Source organism: Actinoalloteichus hoggarensis, assembly GCF_002234535.1.
Lineage (GTDB): Bacteria > Actinomycetota > Actinomycetes > Mycobacteriales > Pseudonocardiaceae > Actinoalloteichus_A > Actinoalloteichus_A hoggarensis.
This window is the reverse complement of record NZ_CP022521.1, coordinates 490,110-507,578: the sequence shown is the minus strand read 5'-3', so window position 1 is coordinate 507,578 and position 17,469 is coordinate 490,110. Positions and strand designations below refer to the sequence as shown.

15 protein-coding genes and 1 pseudogene are annotated in these 17,469 nt (G+C 71.4%); 2 read left to right on the top strand and 14 right to left on the bottom strand.

Annotated elements, in window-relative coordinates; genetic code table 11:
- Positions 1 to 20 precede the first annotated feature (20 nt).
- The 14 genes and pseudogenes from AHOG_RS29690 to AHOG_RS02235 all read right to left on the bottom strand — a co-directional run bounded on the left by AHOG_RS29690 (position 21) and on the right by AHOG_RS02235 (position 15,052).
- Positions 21 to 371: a hypothetical protein gene (locus AHOG_RS29690; protein ID WP_245856519.1), complete on the bottom strand. Its 351-nt coding sequence runs from the start codon at positions 369 to 371 to the stop codon at positions 21 to 23.
- Positions 372 to 651: 280 nt separating this feature from the next.
- A complete protein-coding gene (locus tag AHOG_RS02300; protein ID WP_093939889.1) occupies positions 652 to 1,107 on the bottom strand; it encodes a hypothetical protein in 456 nt (151 codons plus the stop codon).
- A 3-nt stretch (positions 1,108 to 1,110) separates the two neighbouring features.
- Complete coding sequence (locus tag AHOG_RS02295) at positions 1,111 to 1,722, bottom strand: hypothetical protein (RefSeq protein WP_157736594.1); 612 nt, start codon at positions 1,720 to 1,722, stop codon at positions 1,111 to 1,113.
- Between the two features lie 333 nt (positions 1,723 to 2,055).
- Positions 2,056 to 2,607: a hypothetical protein gene (locus tag AHOG_RS02290; RefSeq protein WP_093939887.1), complete on the bottom strand. Its 552-nt coding sequence runs from the start codon at positions 2,605 to 2,607 to the stop codon at positions 2,056 to 2,058.
- Positions 2,608 to 3,093: 486 nt separating this feature from the next.
- Positions 3,094 to 3,858: a hypothetical protein gene (locus AHOG_RS02280; protein WP_093939885.1), complete on the bottom strand. Its 765-nt coding sequence runs from the start codon at positions 3,856 to 3,858 to the stop codon at positions 3,094 to 3,096.
- 341 nt (positions 3,859 to 4,199) lie between these two features.
- Positions 4,200 to 5,177 (bottom strand): porphobilinogen synthase, encoded by a 978-nt coding sequence (gene hemB, locus AHOG_RS02275; protein ID WP_093939884.1) that lies wholly within the window; start codon positions 5,175 to 5,177, stop codon positions 4,200 to 4,202.
- Positions 5,178 to 5,519: 342 nt separating this feature from the next.
- The gene (locus tag AHOG_RS02270; protein ID WP_093939883.1) at positions 5,520 to 7,049 is read right to left on the bottom strand and encodes a bifunctional uroporphyrinogen-III C-methyltransferase/uroporphyrinogen-III synthase; all 1,530 of its coding nucleotides are present in this window, start codon (positions 7,047 to 7,049) and stop codon (positions 5,520 to 5,522) included.
- Positions 7,050 to 7,068: 19 nt separating this feature from the next.
- Positions 7,069 to 8,004, bottom strand: coding sequence for a hydroxymethylbilane synthase (gene hemC, locus AHOG_RS02265; protein ID WP_093939882.1), 936 nt, complete (start codon positions 8,002 to 8,004; stop codon positions 7,069 to 7,071).
- 308 nt (positions 8,005 to 8,312) lie between these two features.
- Positions 8,313 to 9,659 (bottom strand): annotated as a pseudogene (locus tag AHOG_RS02260) (glutamyl-tRNA reductase); the annotation flags it as partial.
- Entirely contained in the window at positions 9,656 to 10,474 is an 819-nt protein-coding gene (locus AHOG_RS02255; RefSeq protein WP_093939880.1) for a redox-sensing transcriptional repressor Rex, read from the bottom strand. The pseudogene AHOG_RS02260 and the gene AHOG_RS02255, both read right to left, overlap by 4 nt.
- Before the next feature lie 339 nt (positions 10,475 to 10,813).
- Positions 10,814 to 11,497 (bottom strand): fasciclin domain-containing protein, encoded by a 684-nt coding sequence (locus AHOG_RS02250; protein ID WP_245856518.1) that lies wholly within the window; start codon positions 11,495 to 11,497, stop codon positions 10,814 to 10,816.
- 428 nt (positions 11,498 to 11,925) lie between these two features.
- Complete coding sequence (locus AHOG_RS02245) at positions 11,926 to 13,545, bottom strand: molybdopterin-dependent oxidoreductase (protein WP_093944080.1); 1,620 nt, start codon at positions 13,543 to 13,545, stop codon at positions 11,926 to 11,928.
- A gap of 105 nt (positions 13,546 to 13,650) precedes the next feature.
- Positions 13,651 to 13,893 (bottom strand): glutaredoxin family protein, encoded by a 243-nt coding sequence (locus tag AHOG_RS02240; protein ID WP_093939879.1) that lies wholly within the window; start codon positions 13,891 to 13,893, stop codon positions 13,651 to 13,653.
- Between the two features lies 1 nt (position 13,894).
- Positions 13,895 to 15,052, bottom strand: a complete 1,158-nt coding sequence (locus tag AHOG_RS02235; RefSeq protein ID WP_093939878.1) for an acyl-CoA dehydrogenase family protein — start codon at positions 15,050 to 15,052, stop codon at positions 13,895 to 13,897.
- A 600-nt stretch (positions 15,053 to 15,652) separates the two neighbouring features.
- On the opposite strand from AHOG_RS02235, the gene AHOG_RS02230 reads away from it, so the two are divergent.
- Positions 15,653 to 16,219 (top strand): sigma-70 family RNA polymerase sigma factor, encoded by a 567-nt coding sequence (locus AHOG_RS02230; RefSeq protein WP_093939877.1) that lies wholly within the window; start codon positions 15,653 to 15,655, stop codon positions 16,217 to 16,219.
- A gap of 184 nt (positions 16,220 to 16,403) precedes the next feature.
- Positions 16,404 to 17,309 carry an HAD family hydrolase gene (locus AHOG_RS02225; RefSeq protein WP_093939876.1) on the top strand — a complete coding sequence of 302 codons (906 nt, stop codon included), beginning with the start codon at positions 16,404 to 16,406 and terminating at the stop codon, positions 17,307 to 17,309.
- The last annotated feature ends 160 nt before the right edge of the window (positions 17,310 to 17,469 follow it).

Here is a 17,469-nt window from a genome sequence, read left to right as displayed (position 1 = left end):
GATCGGCCGGTGCCGGCGGGTCAGGCGGGCGGCGGGACCGGCCCGTGAAGCGGCTCCGGGCGCGGCCTCGTTCGGATCGCGAGGGTGAACTGTCGGATCGAGTCCAGTGCCAGGATGCCTGCGAGGCAGCCCGCGCCCACCGACAGGGCCAGCCGGTCGCCGACATAGCGCAACAACACTCGGGACTCGCCGTCGCCGACCGGCAGTTCGTCGCGCAGCACGCCGGTGCGCCAGAGCCACACGGCGAGGACGATCAGACCGGCGGCGATGAGCACCTCGACGCAGGCCAGCACGGCCCGACGCGGCTGATGCAGGCGATGCACCCCCGCCGGGCGGTCACCGAGCGTGGTCGTCGGCTGCGGAGCGGTCATGACCGAGAAGTCTGCCATGGGCAGGCCGAGGGGAGGCCTGTGCCCGTGAGGTCGGTGATCGCGACGTCGGCCGTCCCCGGGGATCGGTCGGCCGAGGCGAAGCGGGACCGCCGTGGGCACCGGCCGACGACCGGTCGGGGAGACCGACCCGCTCGTCAGACAGGCCGGGTGGGCTGCTCGCCGATGCCGCCGAGGCGGGAGGACGGGCAGCAGCACCCGACAGAGCAGGAGCCGACCGTGCACGATCGCCGCGGCGAGCCGACCCCTCCGGTGAAGTCGATCAGCCTGCCCGGTCGGGGTCGCCGCCGTTCAGCCAGATCGACGACTTCGGCAGCCACACGGCGACCAGACCGCCCACCACCAGCAGCAGGACCACGATGCCGACCGGGGTGAATCCCGCGCCGAGCTGGAGGAACAGCTGGAGCGCGCCGACGACGGTCAGGGCGATCCTCGGCCAGCGGCGTCGACGACCGAGCAGGAAGGCGAAGCCGCAGTAGAGCACGGCGAAGAACAGCGTGACCAGCAGGTTCTCCAGCACCAGCCCGGCCGCGAAGTCGGCCGCCTCCGCCGGGGTGATGTCCGACCGCCGCTGAAGCTGCTCCGCGATGCCCTGCGGCCGAAGCCACAGGAACAGGGCGTGCAGCGTCAGGAACGCGGCGAGTGCGTACCACAACGCCACCGCGGTCCGGATGACCTTCGGCGGGAGCGTCGTGGACGACTCGGCTGATTCGGGCATCTCTCAGCTCTGCTGGAAGTAGCGGTTGGACTCGGGACGGAACATCAGGAAGACGGCGGCGAGCGGGAGCGCGATGCCCACGATCGTCAGGATCAGCGTCAGCGGGTTGGCGGTCGCGTCTCCGAGCGAGTTGAGCGAGGAGAGCAGCCCGAGCGCGGAGAGCACGGTGAGCAGGATACGCGCCCAGTTCCGGCCGTTGCGCATCATGAACACGAACAGCAGGTTGAGTGCCGCGACGAGCAGGGTGATCACCACGGTGATGATGATGGCGCCCCTGACGACCTCGCCCAGGGCTTCGGCGTTCACGCCCGCCGCGGCGGCCTGCTCGTCGATGAGCGCGTTCATGGTGATCAGGAGGACGAGCGCGCTCAGGACGCCGATCGTGGCGTTGGCGAGGTACAGGTAGAAGGCGAGGTCCACGGTGCGGGGCCGCGCTGGGCGGCCGGGCTGTCCCATGCCGCCCGGGTAGGCGCCTGGCTGACCCTGCGGTGCGGGGTATGCGCCGGGGGGCCCGACGGGCGGCGCGGGCGGGTAGCCGCCCTGGCCTGGTTGCGGTGCCGGGCCGCCGAAACCCTGCGGTCGTCCCTGGCCCTGTGGATTGAATGGCGTGCTCACGAGCAGCACAGTAGGAAACGCTTCCTTGATCGTCCAGCGGAATGGGGATGACCGTCCCCGATAACGGGTCTTTCGCCTGTCGCGAATCGGGTGGCACGCGGACTCCGATCGCGGATCTCGACGAGCCGCTCGACCGACGCGGGCAGGGCTCGAACCTGCGGAAGCTCGCGCATCGGCCACCTCCGGAAACGAAGTGAGTGGACACTACACAGGGCTGGCCCACACCGAGCCGTTGTGATTCCCCTCACTCGTGCCAGTGTCGGTCCGCCGGCGCAGGCGAGGTCTCCCGCCGAATCGCCTCACTCCGCCGCTGGTCTCAGACGCCGGCCGTTCCTACGAGTTCACGCCCCGGGTGGGGAGGTTCTTCTTCAGAGCGAAGTAGGCACTGGAGTTCGGCAGATACAGCAGCACCACGGCGAGCGCTGAGACGAGGATCGACAACATGCTCATCAGATGGCCCGAGTTCGGCCCGCTGATGAAGGCGAGCAGGTTGAGACCGGTCACCACCGCCAGCGCGATCCGCGCCCAGTTCCGCCCCGCCTTGGCCTTGAAGGCGAACAGTGTGAACAGGAGGGCGACGGAGAGGTAGACGACGAAGAAGAGTCCGAAGGCGAGATCGACCGCCTGGTCCACCTCCTCCGGTGTCAGGCTGCCCTGGTTCTCCTGCATCGTCTGAGCCCTGATCTCGTCGCGCTGACCGAACAGGGAGAGCACCGAGCTGAAGATCACCACCGCCGTCACGATCCAGATCCAGAAGGAGATCTTGACTTCTCGGGGAATCGGGATCGTCTGCACACCCGAGTTGGCCGCGGGGGCGGCGGGGTACGACGAGGACGGGATCGACTCGTGCGAACCAGGACGATCCGGATCTTCGGGAGTGGACACGCCTGAACGTTAGAAGCCGCCCGCCGCGATGTCCACAGCCTGGCCGGACCGGGTCGAGGCCGGTGGCGAGATCGAGGGCTCCATCACCGCCGTGCCGCTCGGGGCCGGTCGGGGTCGATCGTCGGGTGCGATGCCGCGTCGTCGCAGGGTGATCGGTTCATCGCCCGGTCGAGTCGCGACCGCCGCGGTCGAGTCCGCCGCTCGTTCCGCCGCCTACCGCCGAACGGGTCGACGGCACGCCCGGGGACGAAGATCACCGGTTCGGATGACATCTTCGGCAGGCGGGCGCCGAGGCCGCCGCAACCGGCCGCGGTGCCGCTCTCGACGGCCCGACCCGCTGCCCGATCGCGCTCCGCCGACTGCCGTCCGGCGCGCCGCCCCGCCGCCCTCGCGCGCCGACATCGCACCCGGATCGGGACGAATCGTCGGCGTGATCGGGCATCCGACGATCGCCGCGCGGCCCGTCGGCGTACCGACGGAGCCCCGTCACGAGGGCCGAGAACCGCGGAGTGCGGGGCCGGCAGGCTCGAAATGGCTCCTCGAACCGGGCAGGAACAGCATGAGCACCGCGACACAGTGCAGGATCGCGGCGAACCCGAAGACCCGCTCCTCGGTGTCGGCCAGGAAGCCGAACACGGCCACGGCCGCCAAGACCAGCAGCAGGATCCGCGCCCAGTGCGCGCCGCGATACGCCGAGAAGCCGAAGAACGCGTACACGGTGAGGAAGCCGAACCACTGGAGCACGGCCAGTCCCACCGAACCCCATCGATCGGCAGGCACCCCCGCCAACAGCGTTCGGATCGGAACAAGCAGCTGAAGGACGACCACCACGCCCATCAACCCGGCCGCGACGCTCACCTCGATCGGAATGCCCGGCGGGTTCGACGGCGAGGTCTCGGTCTCGGCTTCGACCTCGGCTTCGTTCCCGGTCCAGGTCACGATCTCGGTCGGCTGCCCGGTCCCCGCCTCGGTCCCGGTTCCGGTCCCGTCCTCGTTCTCGGCCTCGTTCTCGATCTGGGCCGGCGTCTCGGTCCCGGTCTGCTTCCCAGCCTCGGTCTCACGCACACCGCTCTGCGGGCCCGCCGCCTCGGCAGGACCTCCCGAACCCTCGCCCGGCTCCACCGCACCGGTCCGCGCCACCCGCCGACCGGCATCCGTGTCGGCATCCGTGTCGGCGTCGACGGCCGCTTCGGGGCCGCGCTGCGAGGCGGCGGACGGTCGGGCGGACTCGGGGCCCACCGGCGTGATCATCGGCTCAACATAGCGCTCGACCGGGTCACAGGTGAACCATCATCGGCCATTCCGGACGCCCGGAGTCGAGATCCGACGCCGACGGATTCCCGTCCCCGGAGGGCCCACCGCAGTGTGCCGAGGCCGAGCCCAGATCGGGACCGAGACCGACGACGTCTCTTCGGAACTCCCGCCCCACGACGGGGAGACGGCTCCGGTGACCACCGCAGGCGGGTGCCGGCGGGAGAGCACACGCGGACCCACGCCGTTCATGCGCCCGGCCGCCGCTTCGGCCGCGACGCCGTGCCGGTCGACCGGTGCGGCGGCCCCGTCGAGCACACACCGGTCGACGCCCGAGCCGGTCAGTCCTCGCGCAGCCAGCGAGCGGCCTCGACCGCCCAGTACGTCAACACGATGTCCGCGCCAGCGCGGCGAATCGAGGTCAGCGTCTCCAGGACGGCCGACCGTCGGTCCAGCCAACCCTGGGCGGCGGCGGCCTCGATCATCGAGTACTCGCCGGAGATCTGATAGGCGGCCACCGGGACGTCGGCGATCTCGGCCACCTGCCGTACCACGTCCAGATAGGACATCGCGGGCTTGATCATCACCGCGTCGGCGCCCTCGGCGAGGTCCAGCGTCACCTCGCGCAACGCCTCCCTGGCGTTGGCGGGGTCCTGCTGGTAGGTCCGTCGATCACCGCTGAGCTGGGATTCCACGGCGTCGCGGAACGGGCCGTAGAAGGCGGAGGTGTACTTCGCCGAGTAGGCCAGGATCGCGGTGTCGGCGAACGCGGCCTCGTCCAGCGCCTCGCGAATGGCCGCCACCTGGCCGTCCATCATCCCGCTGGGCCCGACGACCTGAGCGCCCGCCCTGGCCTGGGCGACGGCCAGTTCCCGGTACGCGGTCAGGGTCGCGTCGTTGTCCACGCTGCCGTCCGCGGCGAGCAGGCCGCAATGTCCGTGATCGGTGAACTCGTCGAGGCAGCAGTCCGCCATGAGCACCGTCGCGTCGCCGACCTCGGCGGCGACCGCGGTCAGCGCGCGGTTGAGGATGCCGTCCGGATCGGTGCCCGCGGAGCCGACGGCATCCCGAACCGCGGGCACGCCGAAGAGCATCAGGCCGCCCACGCCCGCCTCGACGGCCTCGACGGCGGCCCGCCGGAGCGAGTCGAGATCGTGCTGGACGACGCCGGGCATCGAGGCGATCGGCACCGGAGCGGACACGCCCTCCTTGACGAACATCGGCAGCACCAGCTGTCGTGGTGCCACGCTCGTCTCGGCGACCAGTCGACGCACCGCCGGGGTGCGTCGCAACCGCCGGGGACGGTGCGTCGGGAACATGTCGGCTCCTTCGTCGATCCCGCGACTTCGATTCGGCGGACGCCGTCGCGGCCGGGCGCCCTCTCTTCTGGTCTCGATCCTGCCGGATTCCGGTGCCCTGGGGGCTCCAGGCCGCCACGCGGGGCGGCCCGGGCGTTCCCGCCCCGACGGCCTGTGCGCCGCCGCGGCGCGACCTCGCCGATCTCCGCCGCACCACGGGTGGTGATGCCCGATCCGACGGAAGGTCTCCGGCCTCCCCACCGGTCGAGAGTCGCCACTGACGACGAAACGGATCGTTCCCGCCCATGGTCGGGCGGGAACGATCCGTTCATCGAGTCGACGGCCGCGACAGGGCCGTCTCGGTCAGCGACGCGCCCGCTTGGCCTTCCGAGGCGGCGGCAGCGCGCCCTCGGAACGCAGTCGGGCGGCGTGCGAGGCGAGCGCGTCCACCAGGGACGACACCTGCGCGACCTCGGGCTGCACGTCGACACGCAGACCGAACTCGGTCGCCGTCTCGGCCGTGGCCGGGCCGATGCAGGCCACCAGGGTCCGCGAGTGCGGCTTACCCGCGATGCCGACCAGGTTCCGGACGGTCGACGACGAGGTGAAGCACACCGCGTCGAAACCGCCGGTCTTGATCATCTCGCGCGTGTCGGCGGGCGGCGGCGCCGCCCGCACCGTCCGGTACGCCGTGACGTCGTCGATCTCCCAGCCTCGATCGCGCAGCCCCGCCGCGAGCGTCTCCGTGGCGATGTCCGCCCTGGGCAGCAGCACCCGGTCGACCGGGTCGAGGATGTCGTCGTAGGGCGGGAAGTCCGCCAGCAGCCCCTCGCTGGACTGCTCCCCGGAGGGAACCAGCTCGGGGATGATGCCGAAGGACCGCACCTTCTCCGCCGTCGACTCGCCGACACAGGCGATCTTGACTCCGGAGAAGGCCCTGGCGTCCAGGCCGAACTCGCGGAACTTCTCCCACACGGCGCGGACCGCGTTGGTCGAGGTGAACACCACCCACTGGTAGCGCCCGTCGACCAGTCCCTTGACCGCCCGCTCCATCTGGGCCGGGCTGCGCGGTGGCTCGACCGAGATGGTCGGGACCTCCACGGGGATCGCGCCGTGCGCCCGAAGCCGCTCGCTCATCGCGCCCGCCTGGTCCTTGGTGCGCGGCACCAGGACCTTCCAGCCGTACAGGGCGCGCGACTCCCACCAGGAGAGCTTCTGTCTACCGGCCACCGCGGACCCGACGGTGATCACCAGGGGCCCCAGCAGGTCCCCGGCCACCGAGGCGAGCGAGGCGAGCGTGGTGTCGATCGTGCGCTGGGTGAACGTCGTCCCGTCCGCCGTGACGGCCACCGGGGTCTGCGGCGCGAGGCCGTGTTCCACCAGCGAGGACGCGGCCTCCGCCAGATGGCTGCCCGAGGCGTGCAGCACCAGGGTCCCCGGCGCCGCGGCCAGGGCCGCCCAGTCCATCGTTCCTCGGACGTCGGCCTCGGTGTGCACCGCGCCGAGCGCCACCCCCGCGTAGGCGGGCACCGCCGTGGCACCCGCGACGCCGGGAACGACGTCGAAGGCGATGGTCGTCCGCGACACCGCCTGGGCCTCCCGCACCACCGCGTCGGCGGTGAACGGGTCGCCGGAGACGAGGCGGACGACGGGGCGACCGTTCTTCGCCTCGGCGACCATGTCCTTGGCCACGTCGGCGGGATCGCCGACGGCGGGCCGGACCTCGGCCCCCTCGGAGACGAGCGAGGCCGCCTCCGCGGACACGTCGGGGTCGGTGACCACGAGCGAGGCCGCTTTCAGTACTTCTTTAGCCCGGACGGTGAGGAGTCCCGCGTCTCCGGGGCCGGTGCCCACGAAGGCGATACGTCCGGGGATCTTGCGTGCACGGGTCATCAGGGCACTCCCCACTCCCTTACTGCTCGGGGCCGCTGAGCACGGCGGCCCCGAGATCCAACAGCTCTGCGGCCACGTCGCGGCCTAGCTGCTCTGCTGCGGTCGTCTCGGCGATGGCGGAGGCTCGAAGCACATCGCTCTGCGATGTCGCCGCGACCCCTCGCAACGACAGGCGCAGCTTCACGCGCCCCTCGTCGTCGAGGTCCTCCACCACCTCGGCCAGTGCACCGACGGGCGCGCTGCAACCAGCCTCCAGCGCGGCCAGCAGGGCGCGCTCGGCGGTCACCGCGGCACGACTGGCCGGGTCGTCCAGAGTGGACTGGATCAGGTGCTCGATGTCCACGTCGTCGACGCGGCACTCCACGGCAAGGGCACCCTGCGCAGGGGCCGAGAGCATCTGCAGTGGATCGAGCGATTCGGTGATGACGTCGAGCAGGCCCAAGCGGGCCAGCCCGGCGCGGGCGACCACGATCGCGTCAAGCTCGCCGTCGGCGACCTTGCGAAGTCGGGTGTCCACGTTGCCGCGCAGCGGACGCACCACGAGCCCGAGGCCGAGGGCCTCCAGCTGAGTGGCCCGCCGCGGGGAGCCGGTGCCCACCGTCGACCCCGGCGGCAGCTCGACGAGGCGCAGGCCGTCGCGGGCGACCAGCGCATCGCGCGGGTCCTCCCGTCGAGGCACCGCCGCCACGGAGAGCCCGGGGTCCGGTGTGGTGGGCAGGTCTTTGAAGGAGTGCACGGCGACGTCGATCTCGTCGGCGAGCAGCGCCGTGCGCAGGGCGGAGGTGAACACGCCGACGCCGATCTCGGCGATCGGCGCCATGGAACGGTCGCCGGGGGTGCTGATCGGCACCAGTTCGACGTCGGCTCCCGCCGCCGTGAGCTGGTCTGCCACCCATCCGGTCTGGGCAAGCGCAAGCCTGCTGCCCCTGGTACCGATGCGAATCCTGCGGTTCACCGCTGCCCACCATCCAGGTCGGGGCGCTCCTGCGGACTCCGCTCCGCCGAGCCGCCCTCGCCACGTCGCCGTCGTTCGTCTGCCGCGGACGCCTCCGGCGTCTCGGTCGTCTCGCCCGCGGCCTGCATCGGTGCGGCGACCGTCGAGGTCGGCGCGTTCGTGACCTCGGTCAACACCGCCGTCGTGGGCGGCTGGGCGCCGGAAGCCGCCTCCGGAGGCACCATCGCCGGGGCGGCGGTCCTGCCGGACGGATTCGCCGCGCCTCCACCGTCGGAGGAGTCCGCGAACTCCGCGTGTCCCCTGCGATCCGCCCCGTCCCGTCCGGCCCGCGCGCCCTCGCCGAGTCCGGTCTTCGCCGCGCTCACCGCGTTCGGCAGCTGCTGATCGAGGTTGAACAGCTCGCGCAGCGCGTCGGCGTAGCCCACGCCCTGCGCACCCGCGGCCAGTTGCTTCACCCGCACGGTCGGGGTGTGCAGCAGCTTGTCCACCACACGGCGGACGGTGCGGCTCAGCTCGGCCCGCACTTCGGGTGCGAGGTCGGGGAGTCGAGAGTCCAGCCGCAGCAGTTCGGCGTCGACCACCTCGGCCGCCTGCCTGCGCAGGGCCGTGACCGTGGGCGTCACCGACGCGGAGCGCTGCGCGGCGAAGTAGTGCTCCACCTCGGCCGCGATCAGCGTGCCGACCTGGGCGAAGGCGTCGGCGTCCCCACGCCCGCGCAGCCGGGCGCGCAGCGTGTCCAGGTCCACCACCGACACCGCGTCCAGCTCGGCCACGCCGGCGTCCACGTCGCGGGGCAGCCCCAGATCGCAGAAGACCAGCGGCCTGCCCGGCCTCCGGTCCGCCAGCGCCGTCCGCACGGTGTCGACGTCGACGACGGTCTCCAACGAACCGGTGCAGACGACCACCACGTCCGCGTCGACGAGCTCGACCGCGAGCCGGTCCAGACCCACCGAGCGGGCGGGCGTGCCCGCCTCGACGGTGGTGGCGGCCAGCCGGTCACCGTTGTCGGCCGTGCGGTTGGCGATCACCAGCTCCGCGATGCCCGCTCTTCGCAGGTGCGCGGCGGCCAGTCCGCCCATCGATCCCGCACCGACCACCAGGCCCCGTCCGCCTGCCAGGTCGCCGAGGAGCGCGGCGGCGTCGGACAGCGCCTCGGAGACGACGGAGGCGCCCTCGGCGCCGATCTCGGTCTCGGAGTGCGCCCGCTTGCCGACGCGGAGCGCCTGTTGCAACAGCTCGTGCAGCGCGCGGCCGACGGTCCGTGCCGCCTCGGCGGCCGTGTAGGCGCCACGAAGCTGGCCCAGGATCTGCTCCTCGCCGACCACCATGGAGTCGAGTCCCGCGGCGACGGTGAACAGGTGCTCCACCGCGGCCGCGGCGTAGTGCACGTACATGCCGTCGGTCAGTTCGGCGCCGTCCAGCCCGGTGTGGCGGGCCAGGACGCCGGTGACCTCTTCGACGGCGCTGTGGAAGGACTCGACCATCGCGTAGACCTCGACGCGGTTGCAGGTCGAGAGCAGCAGCACCTCGTCGACGCTGGCGCAGCGCAGCAGCTCGTCGAGCAGCTTCTCGGTGTCCGGCGCGCCGACGACGGCACGTTCCAGCAGCGTCAGGGACGCACTGCGGTGCGACATCCCGATGGCGAGCAGGCTCATCGCGGGATCACCACGCCGGGAACCGACGCGACGCCCGGCTGGGGCGCGGCGTGTGCCGAGGAGAACGCCGCGTCCTGCTCCTGATCCGCCCGCCGGGCCACATGGAACGACAAGATCTGCAACTCCACCGCTAGGTCGACTTTGCGCACCTCGACGTAGTCCGGGACCTGAAGTACGACGGGTGCGAAGTTCAGGATGCACCGCACGCCGCCCTGAACCAAACTGTCGCAGACGTTCTGCGCCCCCTGAGCCGGCGTGGCGATCACGCCGATGGTGACCTCCAGCTCGGCGCAGACCCGCCTGATGTCGTTGACGTGGTGCACCGGCATCCCGCCGACAGGGACGCCCATCAGGTCTGGATCGACGTCGAACAGCGCCGCGACCGGGAATCCGCGTCCGGGAAATCCGCCGTAATTCGCGAGGGCATGGCCCAGATTCCCGATGCCGACGACGGCCACGCTGTGCTGACGGGTGAGACCGAGCGTTCGTTCGATCTGACCGACGAGCACGTCGACGTCGTATCCGACGCCTCTGGTTCCGTAGGAACCGATGTACGAGAGGTCTTTCCTCAGCTTCGCCGAGTTGACCCCCGTCGCCACGGAGAGTTCCTCGCTGGAGATCTTCGTCACTCCGTCGCGAGACAGATCTGAGAGGACCCGCAGATACACCGCCAGTCGCGCCACCGCCGCCTCGGGAATCGCCCTGGCCCGTTCTCGGACCACCGAGGCCTCCACGGGGGTCACGCCCGGCGCGGCGGTGTCCGTGGTGAAGCCATCACCCGCATCCCGCTGCGCTGCCACGCTGACTCTCCTCATGCTTGCTCACCGGGCGTCACGCGACAGTCGTTCCAGCTGAGTGAGTGAGTCGCGCGCCGCCGTGACGACTACACGGTAACCGCTTGTGAAGACTTGCACAAAGTTGCTAACGCAAACAGCGATCAAGGCGTCGAACAGTGAGACGCCGCGTCACCGAAGATCCACTTTTCGGTGACGCGGCGTGAAGGCGAGGTGAGGTGTCTGCGGCCCGCCACCCGGCCGCCACCGGCCCGCGCGGGGTGTTCGATCGTCGGGCCCGCCGCGGCCTCGGCGGAGACGGGGCGGGTCGTCGACCGTTCCCGTTCCGACCGGGCCCCGGGGGATCCCGACCCGCGTGAATCAGCTCCCGGGGGTCAGGACCGTGTCGATGACGAACACGGTGGCGTTGGCGGTCGGAATGTTGCCGCAGGCGATGGCCGCGCCGTCGACGGTCATCGACTCGCCCTCGCCCTCGACGGTCAGCTCGCCGCCCTGCAACGTCGGCAGCGTGCCCGCCTCGGCGACGCCGTCCGCGTCGAGACGCTCGCCCACGACGTGGTAGCCGAGGACCTCGCCGAGCGCGTCGGAGTCGGCGGCCAGGTCGTCGAAGGCGCCCTCACCGAGTGCGTCGAAGGCCGAGTCGGCAGGGGCGAACACGGTCAGCCCCTCAGCGCCGTTGAGGGTGTCGCCGAGCCCGGGAACGGCGCCCACGGCGGAGACGAGCCGGGTGAGCACGGGGTTGGTGCTCGCCGCGTCGGCCACCGGCTGCGGGCCCATCGACTCCAACGAGCCGGGCTCGTCGCCCTGTGGAAGGTCTCCGCAGGCCGGACCGAAGGTGTCCTCCGGGGTGGTGACGCCCGCGGCCTCGGACATGCCCGAGGAGTCCATGCCGTCGGAGGCGGCCGGTTCGGTGGTCTCGTCCGCGGTGGCGGCGCCCGCCGCCCCGGTGTCCTCGGCGGCCTCCTCCCCGCTGCCGCATGCCGTCACCGTGAGAGCCAGGGCGGCAAACACGCCGATGATCACGTTCTGCCTGGTCTTACGCACTGCCGATCACTCCTTGTCGGAAGTCTTCTTGCGCTGACGTCTGACCGGTGTTCGCGGCGGCCGTCGATTCGGTTCGCCTCGTTCGAGGACTTTCCGTCGAGAAGACGACCGCAGCCGCGGTCGTGCGGTGCGAAGGCGTGGACCGTCCACGGCAGAACGCGCCCGCGCCCGAATGCGCCTCGACGTCGCGACGACCGGGCTCGCGCCCCGCCGCGCATCGCGCGCGAGACAGCCCGCGGGCCGGCCATCGGCGAACGGCCGGATTCCCCCTGCGAGCACGGCGCCGCGGACGACCGCATCGGGGGACGCCGCGGCGACGCCCGGCGGAGACGGATGACCTGCGACGTCTCGACGCCGGACCCACGACCCGCGTCGAATCGAGAACTCCCGCTTCCGGACATCGAGCGCGGCGGCCCGTCGACGCCGTCTCAGTCGGTCGCGGTGAAGAGCACGGAATGCCGGCCGGTGGCGCCGTCGGGCACCGGCGCGACGCGCTCTTCCGGCTGTGTGATGCCGTCGCGGTCGGTCGCCCGACATTCGAGCCGTCTGCCGCCCGAGGGCACGTCGAGTTCGATGCGCCACATCCGCCAGGTCTGGTCGTTGACCTCGGTCGACAACTGGGCCTGGCGCCACGCGCCGCCGTCGAGCCGCACCTCGACCCGGTCGATGCCGGTGTGCTGTGCCCACGCGATGCCCGCCGCCGTCATCCGCCCCGCCCGAACCTCGTCGAAGGGACGAGGCCGGTCGATCCGGGACTGCGTCTTGATCGGCGCCTCTCGTGCCCAGCCACGCTGCTCCCAGTAGGCGGGACGGCCGAAGGTCGTCACCTCGGCGTCGACGATCCACTTGGTCGCGGAGACGAATCCGTAGAGACCGGGCACCACCATGCGCACCGGGAATCCGTGCTCGGCAGGCAGCGGCTCGCCGTTCATGCCGATGGCCAGCAGCGCGTTCCGATCGGCCTCCAGCAGCACGTCTATCGGGGTCCCGGCGGTCCACCCGTCGGAGCTGGTGCTGAACAGCTGCTCGGCGCCGGAGCGGACCCCCGCCTCCGCCAGAACGTCTCGCAACGGCACGCCGATGAAGTTCGCCGTGGAGATCAGATCGCCGCCGACCTCGTTGGACACGCACACGAGCGTGATCGTCTTCTCGACCAGCGGCCGATTCCGCAGGTCGTCGAAGGTCAGGGTCAGCTCCCGATCCACCATGCCGTGAATCCGCAGGCTCCAGTCCTCCACCCGGAGGCGCGGGACGCGCAGCGCGGTGTCGATCCGGTAGAAGTCCTCGTTGCGGGTGAGGAACGTCGGCGTGCCCACCTTGGCGAAGTCCGCCCCGGCGGGCAGCGGAGGCGCGGGCGTGTCGGGGACGAGATCGCCGATCGCGGCACGCTGTGCCTCGGGATCGACGCCGCCCGCGAGAGCCTGGCCGCCCAGTCCGGCCGCCCCCGCGCCCAGGACCACCGCACCGGTGGAGAGCAGCACGGTCCGCCGATCCGGGCCCGCCGACGGCTCCCCCGGCACGGCACGCACGTCGGCCTCGGCCGCCGAAGAGGCCGCGGAGTGCAGCAGCCGGAAGGACAGGACACCCGCCGCGAGGCTCGCCGACGGTGCGACGAGCGACAGGGGGCCGAGGTCGGGACGTGCCAGGACGGCCGCGGCGCCGAGCAGGCCGAACAGGGCGACCGCGGCCGTGCCGATGCCGGGGCCGCGACGCGAGAGCAGGCCCGCGGCGACGGCGAGCAGCCCGATCACCAGGGCCATGCCGACCAGCAACGCGATCTTGTCCGCCGTGCCGAACACGGCGATGGCGAAGTCCTTCACCGGGGCGGGGGTGAGGTCGATCGCCGTGTCGCCCACGGCCAGGAACGGCGAGGAGCCGGGATCGAGCAGCCCCGCGATCAGATGCCCGGCGGACAGGGCCGCCGCCGCCGAGGCGAGGGCGATCAGGACGGCGATGCCCGCGCCGAGGGGTTCGCCGCCGTCCGGCGGCCGGGCGGGAGCCCCGCCCTCGTCCCTCGCGGTGCCGTCGTCGGTCGGTCGTCCGCTCATCCGCGCCTCGCCGTCATGGTCCACGCCTTCATGTTCGTCGCGGCGGTCGGCGCGGTTCACCTCCTCGCCCGATCGGTCGGCCGCCGATCGGGCGGGCTCCGGCGGTCAGCGGGTCAGGGCGGCGCGGAATCGGGCCTCCTCGACCCGCCAGTACCCGTGCTCGACGTCGTCGATGAGGATGACCGGCACCCGGTCGCCGTACTCTCCACGCAGCTCCGGATCCGTGTCGACGTCGACCGCCGACCAGGGCACGTCGAGCTCCTCGCAGACGCGCCGGACGTCGGCCTCCGCCGCCACGCAGGAATGGCAGGACTCACGAACCAACAGGGTCACCCGATGTGCGGACATCTCACCCTTGTATCAGTTCGCGGCCGATCACCAGTCGTTGGATCTGATTCGTGCCCTCCACGATCTGAAGCATCTTGGCCTCGCGCATGTAGCGCTCGACCGGATGATCTTCGACGTAGCCGGCGCCGCCGAGCACCTGGACCATGTCGGTGGTGACCCGCATGCAGGTGTCGGTGGCGATGAGCTTGGCCATCGCCGCCTCGGTGGCGAAGGGCAGGCCGTCGTCCTTGCGGCGGGCGGCGTAGAGGTAGAGCTGCCGGGCCGCCTCGATGCCCGCCGCCGCGTCGGCCAGCAGGAACGAGACGCCCTGGAAGTCGGCGATCGAGCGGCCGAAGGCGGTGCGCTCCCTGGCATAGGCCACGGCGACGTCGAGGGCCGCCTGCGCGACGCCCACGGCCCCGGCCGCGATCCCGAGTCTGCCGCAGGCCAGCGCGGACATCGCCACGCCGAAGCCCTCGCCCGGCCCGCCGATCATCCGGTCGGCGGGCAGCCGGACGCCGTCGAAGGACACCTGCGCCGTGATCGAGGACCTGGCACCCATCTTGCGCTCCGGCGGCGCCGCCGAGATCCCCTCGTCGTCCGAGCGGACCAGGAAGGCGCTGATCCCCTTCGGCCCGTCGGCGCCGGTCCTGGCCAACACGAGGTAGAAGTCCGCGACGCCGCCGTGGGTGATCCACGCCTTCGTGCCGGTGAGTCGGTGGCCGCCGTCGGGCTGGGCCTCCGCGCGGGTCCGCAGCGCCGCGGCATCGGAGCCGGCGTGCGGCTCGGACAGGCAGTACGCACCGAGCTGCTCGCCGCCGAGCATCTCCGGCAGCCACCGGGCCTGCTGTTCCGACGTGCCGAAGGTGGCGAGTCCGTGACAGGCGAGGGTGTGCACGCTCACCCCGAGGCCGACGGCCAGCCAGTACCGAGAGAGCTCCTCGACGACCTGGAGGTAGAGCTCTTGGCGCAGGCCGCCGCCACCATGCTCCTCCGAGTAGGGCAGCCCGAGCAGGCCCGCTCTGCCGAGGTTCCGGAACGTCTCCCTGGGGAATCTGTGCTCGGCCTCGGCCTCGTTCACCTGGGGTTCCAGCTCGCGGCGGCCGATCTCTCGGACCAACGCGATCAGCTCGGCTGCCTCGGGATCGGGCGATCGATGATCAACGACGGGCGCACTCACAGCGTCCGACCTCCACCACTCGTCTGCTCTTCGGCGTCGACTCGCACTCGTGGTGCGGACCGCGCCGCCGGGTATCTCCCTGATTGTGGGGCGACCGACACTTGGAAGTCCAACAAAGAGCGGCGGACGGCTGGTCGGACCCGCGCCGCCGCCGGTCGAGCGAACCACGCGGGCACGCGCACGGTGCGGACACGGGGTGCACTCCCGCGGTCATCGGGGACGCATCGCCGCCGCCGTCCACGTGTGACACGCAGGCGACGAGCGAGGGGACGGCGAGGCCGAGGCTTCGTCACAGGCCCGCCGAGGCGGCCGCGGACCCACCGGACGGGCGGGCGTCCGCACCGACGGCTCAGTCGGCGGACACCGTCCGCACTCACCCGGACCGGCGAGAGGCATCCGCATCCCTCCGAGTACGAGTGACAAACGGACAGACCGCCGTCTCTCGTCACCGTGGGTAGGCGTCGGACGCCATAGACGAGCTACCTGGTGATTTACCGATCAGAAGTGGACGCGGCGACCGGAAAGCCGACAGAATCCAGACACTGGTCACAGTAAGCACATATTCGGTCACTCTTTGCAACATGAACGTCGGGGGGGTTCATGCCCAAGCCCGAGACGGATGCATGGGAGCTGGTCAGAGCCGCCCAGGCGGGCGATCCGCAGGCCTTCGACTCGATCTACCGGCGCTACTCGGGACTCGTCCACCGGTACACGCTGCATCGGCTGGGGGACCCCGGACTCGCCGAGGATCTCACCAGCGAGACCTTTCTCCGCGCGCTCCGGCGCATCGGAACGCTGCGCTACCAGGGCCGAGACCTCGGCGCCTGGCTCGTCACCATCGCCAAGAACCTCGTCTTCGACCATCTGAAGTCGAGCAGACACCGACTCGAGGTCCCCACCGAGGACCCGAACTCCCGGCTGCCCGCGCATCATCTGGCGCTCGACCCCGAACAACAGGTGCTCGCGCGGCTGACGCTCGTGGAGGTCACGGGCCACCTCGGCACGCTGGTCGCCGACCAACAGGAATGCCTGCGGCTGCGGTTCCTCTACGGGCTGTCCGTCGCCGAGACCGCCCACCTGCTGGGCCGCAACGAGGCGGCGGTCCGCGCGCTGCAGCAACGCGCGGTACGACGCCTGGCGGGACTTCTCCGGACGAGCCTGCGATGATCAATCCCTTCCCCCGCAGGCCCGAGCGATGACGATGCGCGGCGACGAGCCGGGCTTGGATCTCGCGGCAGCCCGCGAACGGGGATCGGCGACAGGCTCTCAGCTCGATCGCTAGGCTAGGAGCCGCATTACCTCGAATGTCCGATTCGAGGCGGAGGGGACCACCGGATCTGGAGGCGCTGCGGTGCCACTGTGGCGGAAGCGCGAGAACAGCCGGCAACTGGAGGAGCGGGCTGCGCGCGCGGGGCGGGCTTCGGCCGAGGCGGCCGCGACATCCCCTCCCCCGGAGGCGGGCGAACAGTATCTCCAGCGCCCCGACCTGACGGCTGCCGCCTTCTTCGACGTGGACAACACGATGATGATGGGCGCGTCGATGTTCCACTTCGCGAGGGGTCTGGCGGCGCGCAAGTTCTTCACCACCTCGGATCTGCTCGGATTCGCGTGGCAGCAGGTCAAGTTCCGGGTGGGCGGCCGGGAGAATCCCGGGGACGTGCAGGCCAGCCGCGAACAGGCTTTGTCGTTCGTCGCTGGTCGCAAGGTCGAGGACATCCTTCAGCTCAGCGAGGAGATCTACGACGAGCTGATGGCCGATCGGATCTGGACGGGCACCCGTGCCCTCGCCCAGATGCACCTGGACGCGGGCCAGCGGGTCTGGCTCGTCACCGCCACCCCGGTCGAGCTGGCTCAGACGATCGCGCGCAGGCTCGGGCTGACCGGCGCGCTGGGCACGGTCGCGGAGAGCCGCGACGGCGTGTACACCGGCAGACTCGTCGGCGATCTCCTGCACGGCAGGGCCAAGGCCCAGGCGGTCCGCGCGCTGGCTGCGGCGCAGGGCCTTCATCTGCGCCGGTGCAGCGCCTATTCGGACTCCTCCAACGACATCCCGATGCTCACCACCGTGGGCACCGCCGTGGCCGTCAACCCCGACCAGACGCTCCGTGAGCACGCGCGGCGGCAGGGCTGGGAGATCAGGGACTTCCGTACCGGCAGGCGGGCCGCGCGCATCGGGGTCAACTCGGTGCTCGGCGCGAGCGCCCTGGCCGGTGCCGTCGCGGCGGGCCTGCGCTACCGCAAGCGTCCCCGTGTCTGATCCGATCTGAGTCGGATTCCGCACAGCGTCCGGTTCACCCGCGTCCGGTTCACCGTGTCCGATCGCGCATGTCCGATCGCCCTGCACCCGATGTTCCGGCCCCGACCTCGGCCCCGGCCGTCAGGCCTCGGAGGACCACGGCGGCCCGTCCCACCGGCTC

Excerpts from the sequence above, each read along its gene's own strand:
- AHOG_RS29690 (WP_245856519.1), bottom strand. The coding sequence starts at position 371 with ATGACCGCTCCGCAGCCGACGACCACGCTCGGTGACCGCCCGGCGGGG.
- AHOG_RS02300 (WP_093939889.1), bottom strand. The coding sequence starts at position 1,107 with ATGCCCGAATCAGCCGAGTCGTCCACGACGCTCCCGCCGAAGGTCATC.
- AHOG_RS02280 (WP_093939885.1), bottom strand. The coding sequence starts at position 3,858 with ATGATCACGCCGGTGGGCCCCGAGTCCGCCCGACCGTCCGCCGCCTCG.
- hemB (WP_093939884.1), bottom strand. The coding sequence starts at position 5,177 with ATGTTCCCGACGCACCGTCCCCGGCGGTTGCGACGCACCCCGGCGGTG.
- AHOG_RS02270 (WP_093939883.1), bottom strand. The coding sequence starts at position 7,049 with ATGACCCGTGCACGCAAGATCCCCGGACGTATCGCCTTCGTGGGCACC.
- AHOG_RS02255 (WP_093939880.1), bottom strand. The coding sequence starts at position 10,474 with ATGAGGAGAGTCAGCGTGGCAGCGCAGCGGGATGCGGGTGATGGCTTC.
- AHOG_RS02245 (WP_093944080.1), bottom strand. The coding sequence starts at position 13,545 with ATGAGCGGACGACCGACCGACGACGGCACCGCGAGGGACGAGGGCGGG.
- AHOG_RS02240 (WP_093939879.1), bottom strand. The coding sequence starts at position 13,893 with ATGTCCGCACATCGGGTGACCCTGTTGGTTCGTGAGTCCTGCCATTCC.
- AHOG_RS02230 (WP_093939877.1), top strand. The coding sequence starts at position 15,653 with ATGCCCAAGCCCGAGACGGATGCATGGGAGCTGGTCAGAGCCGCCCAG.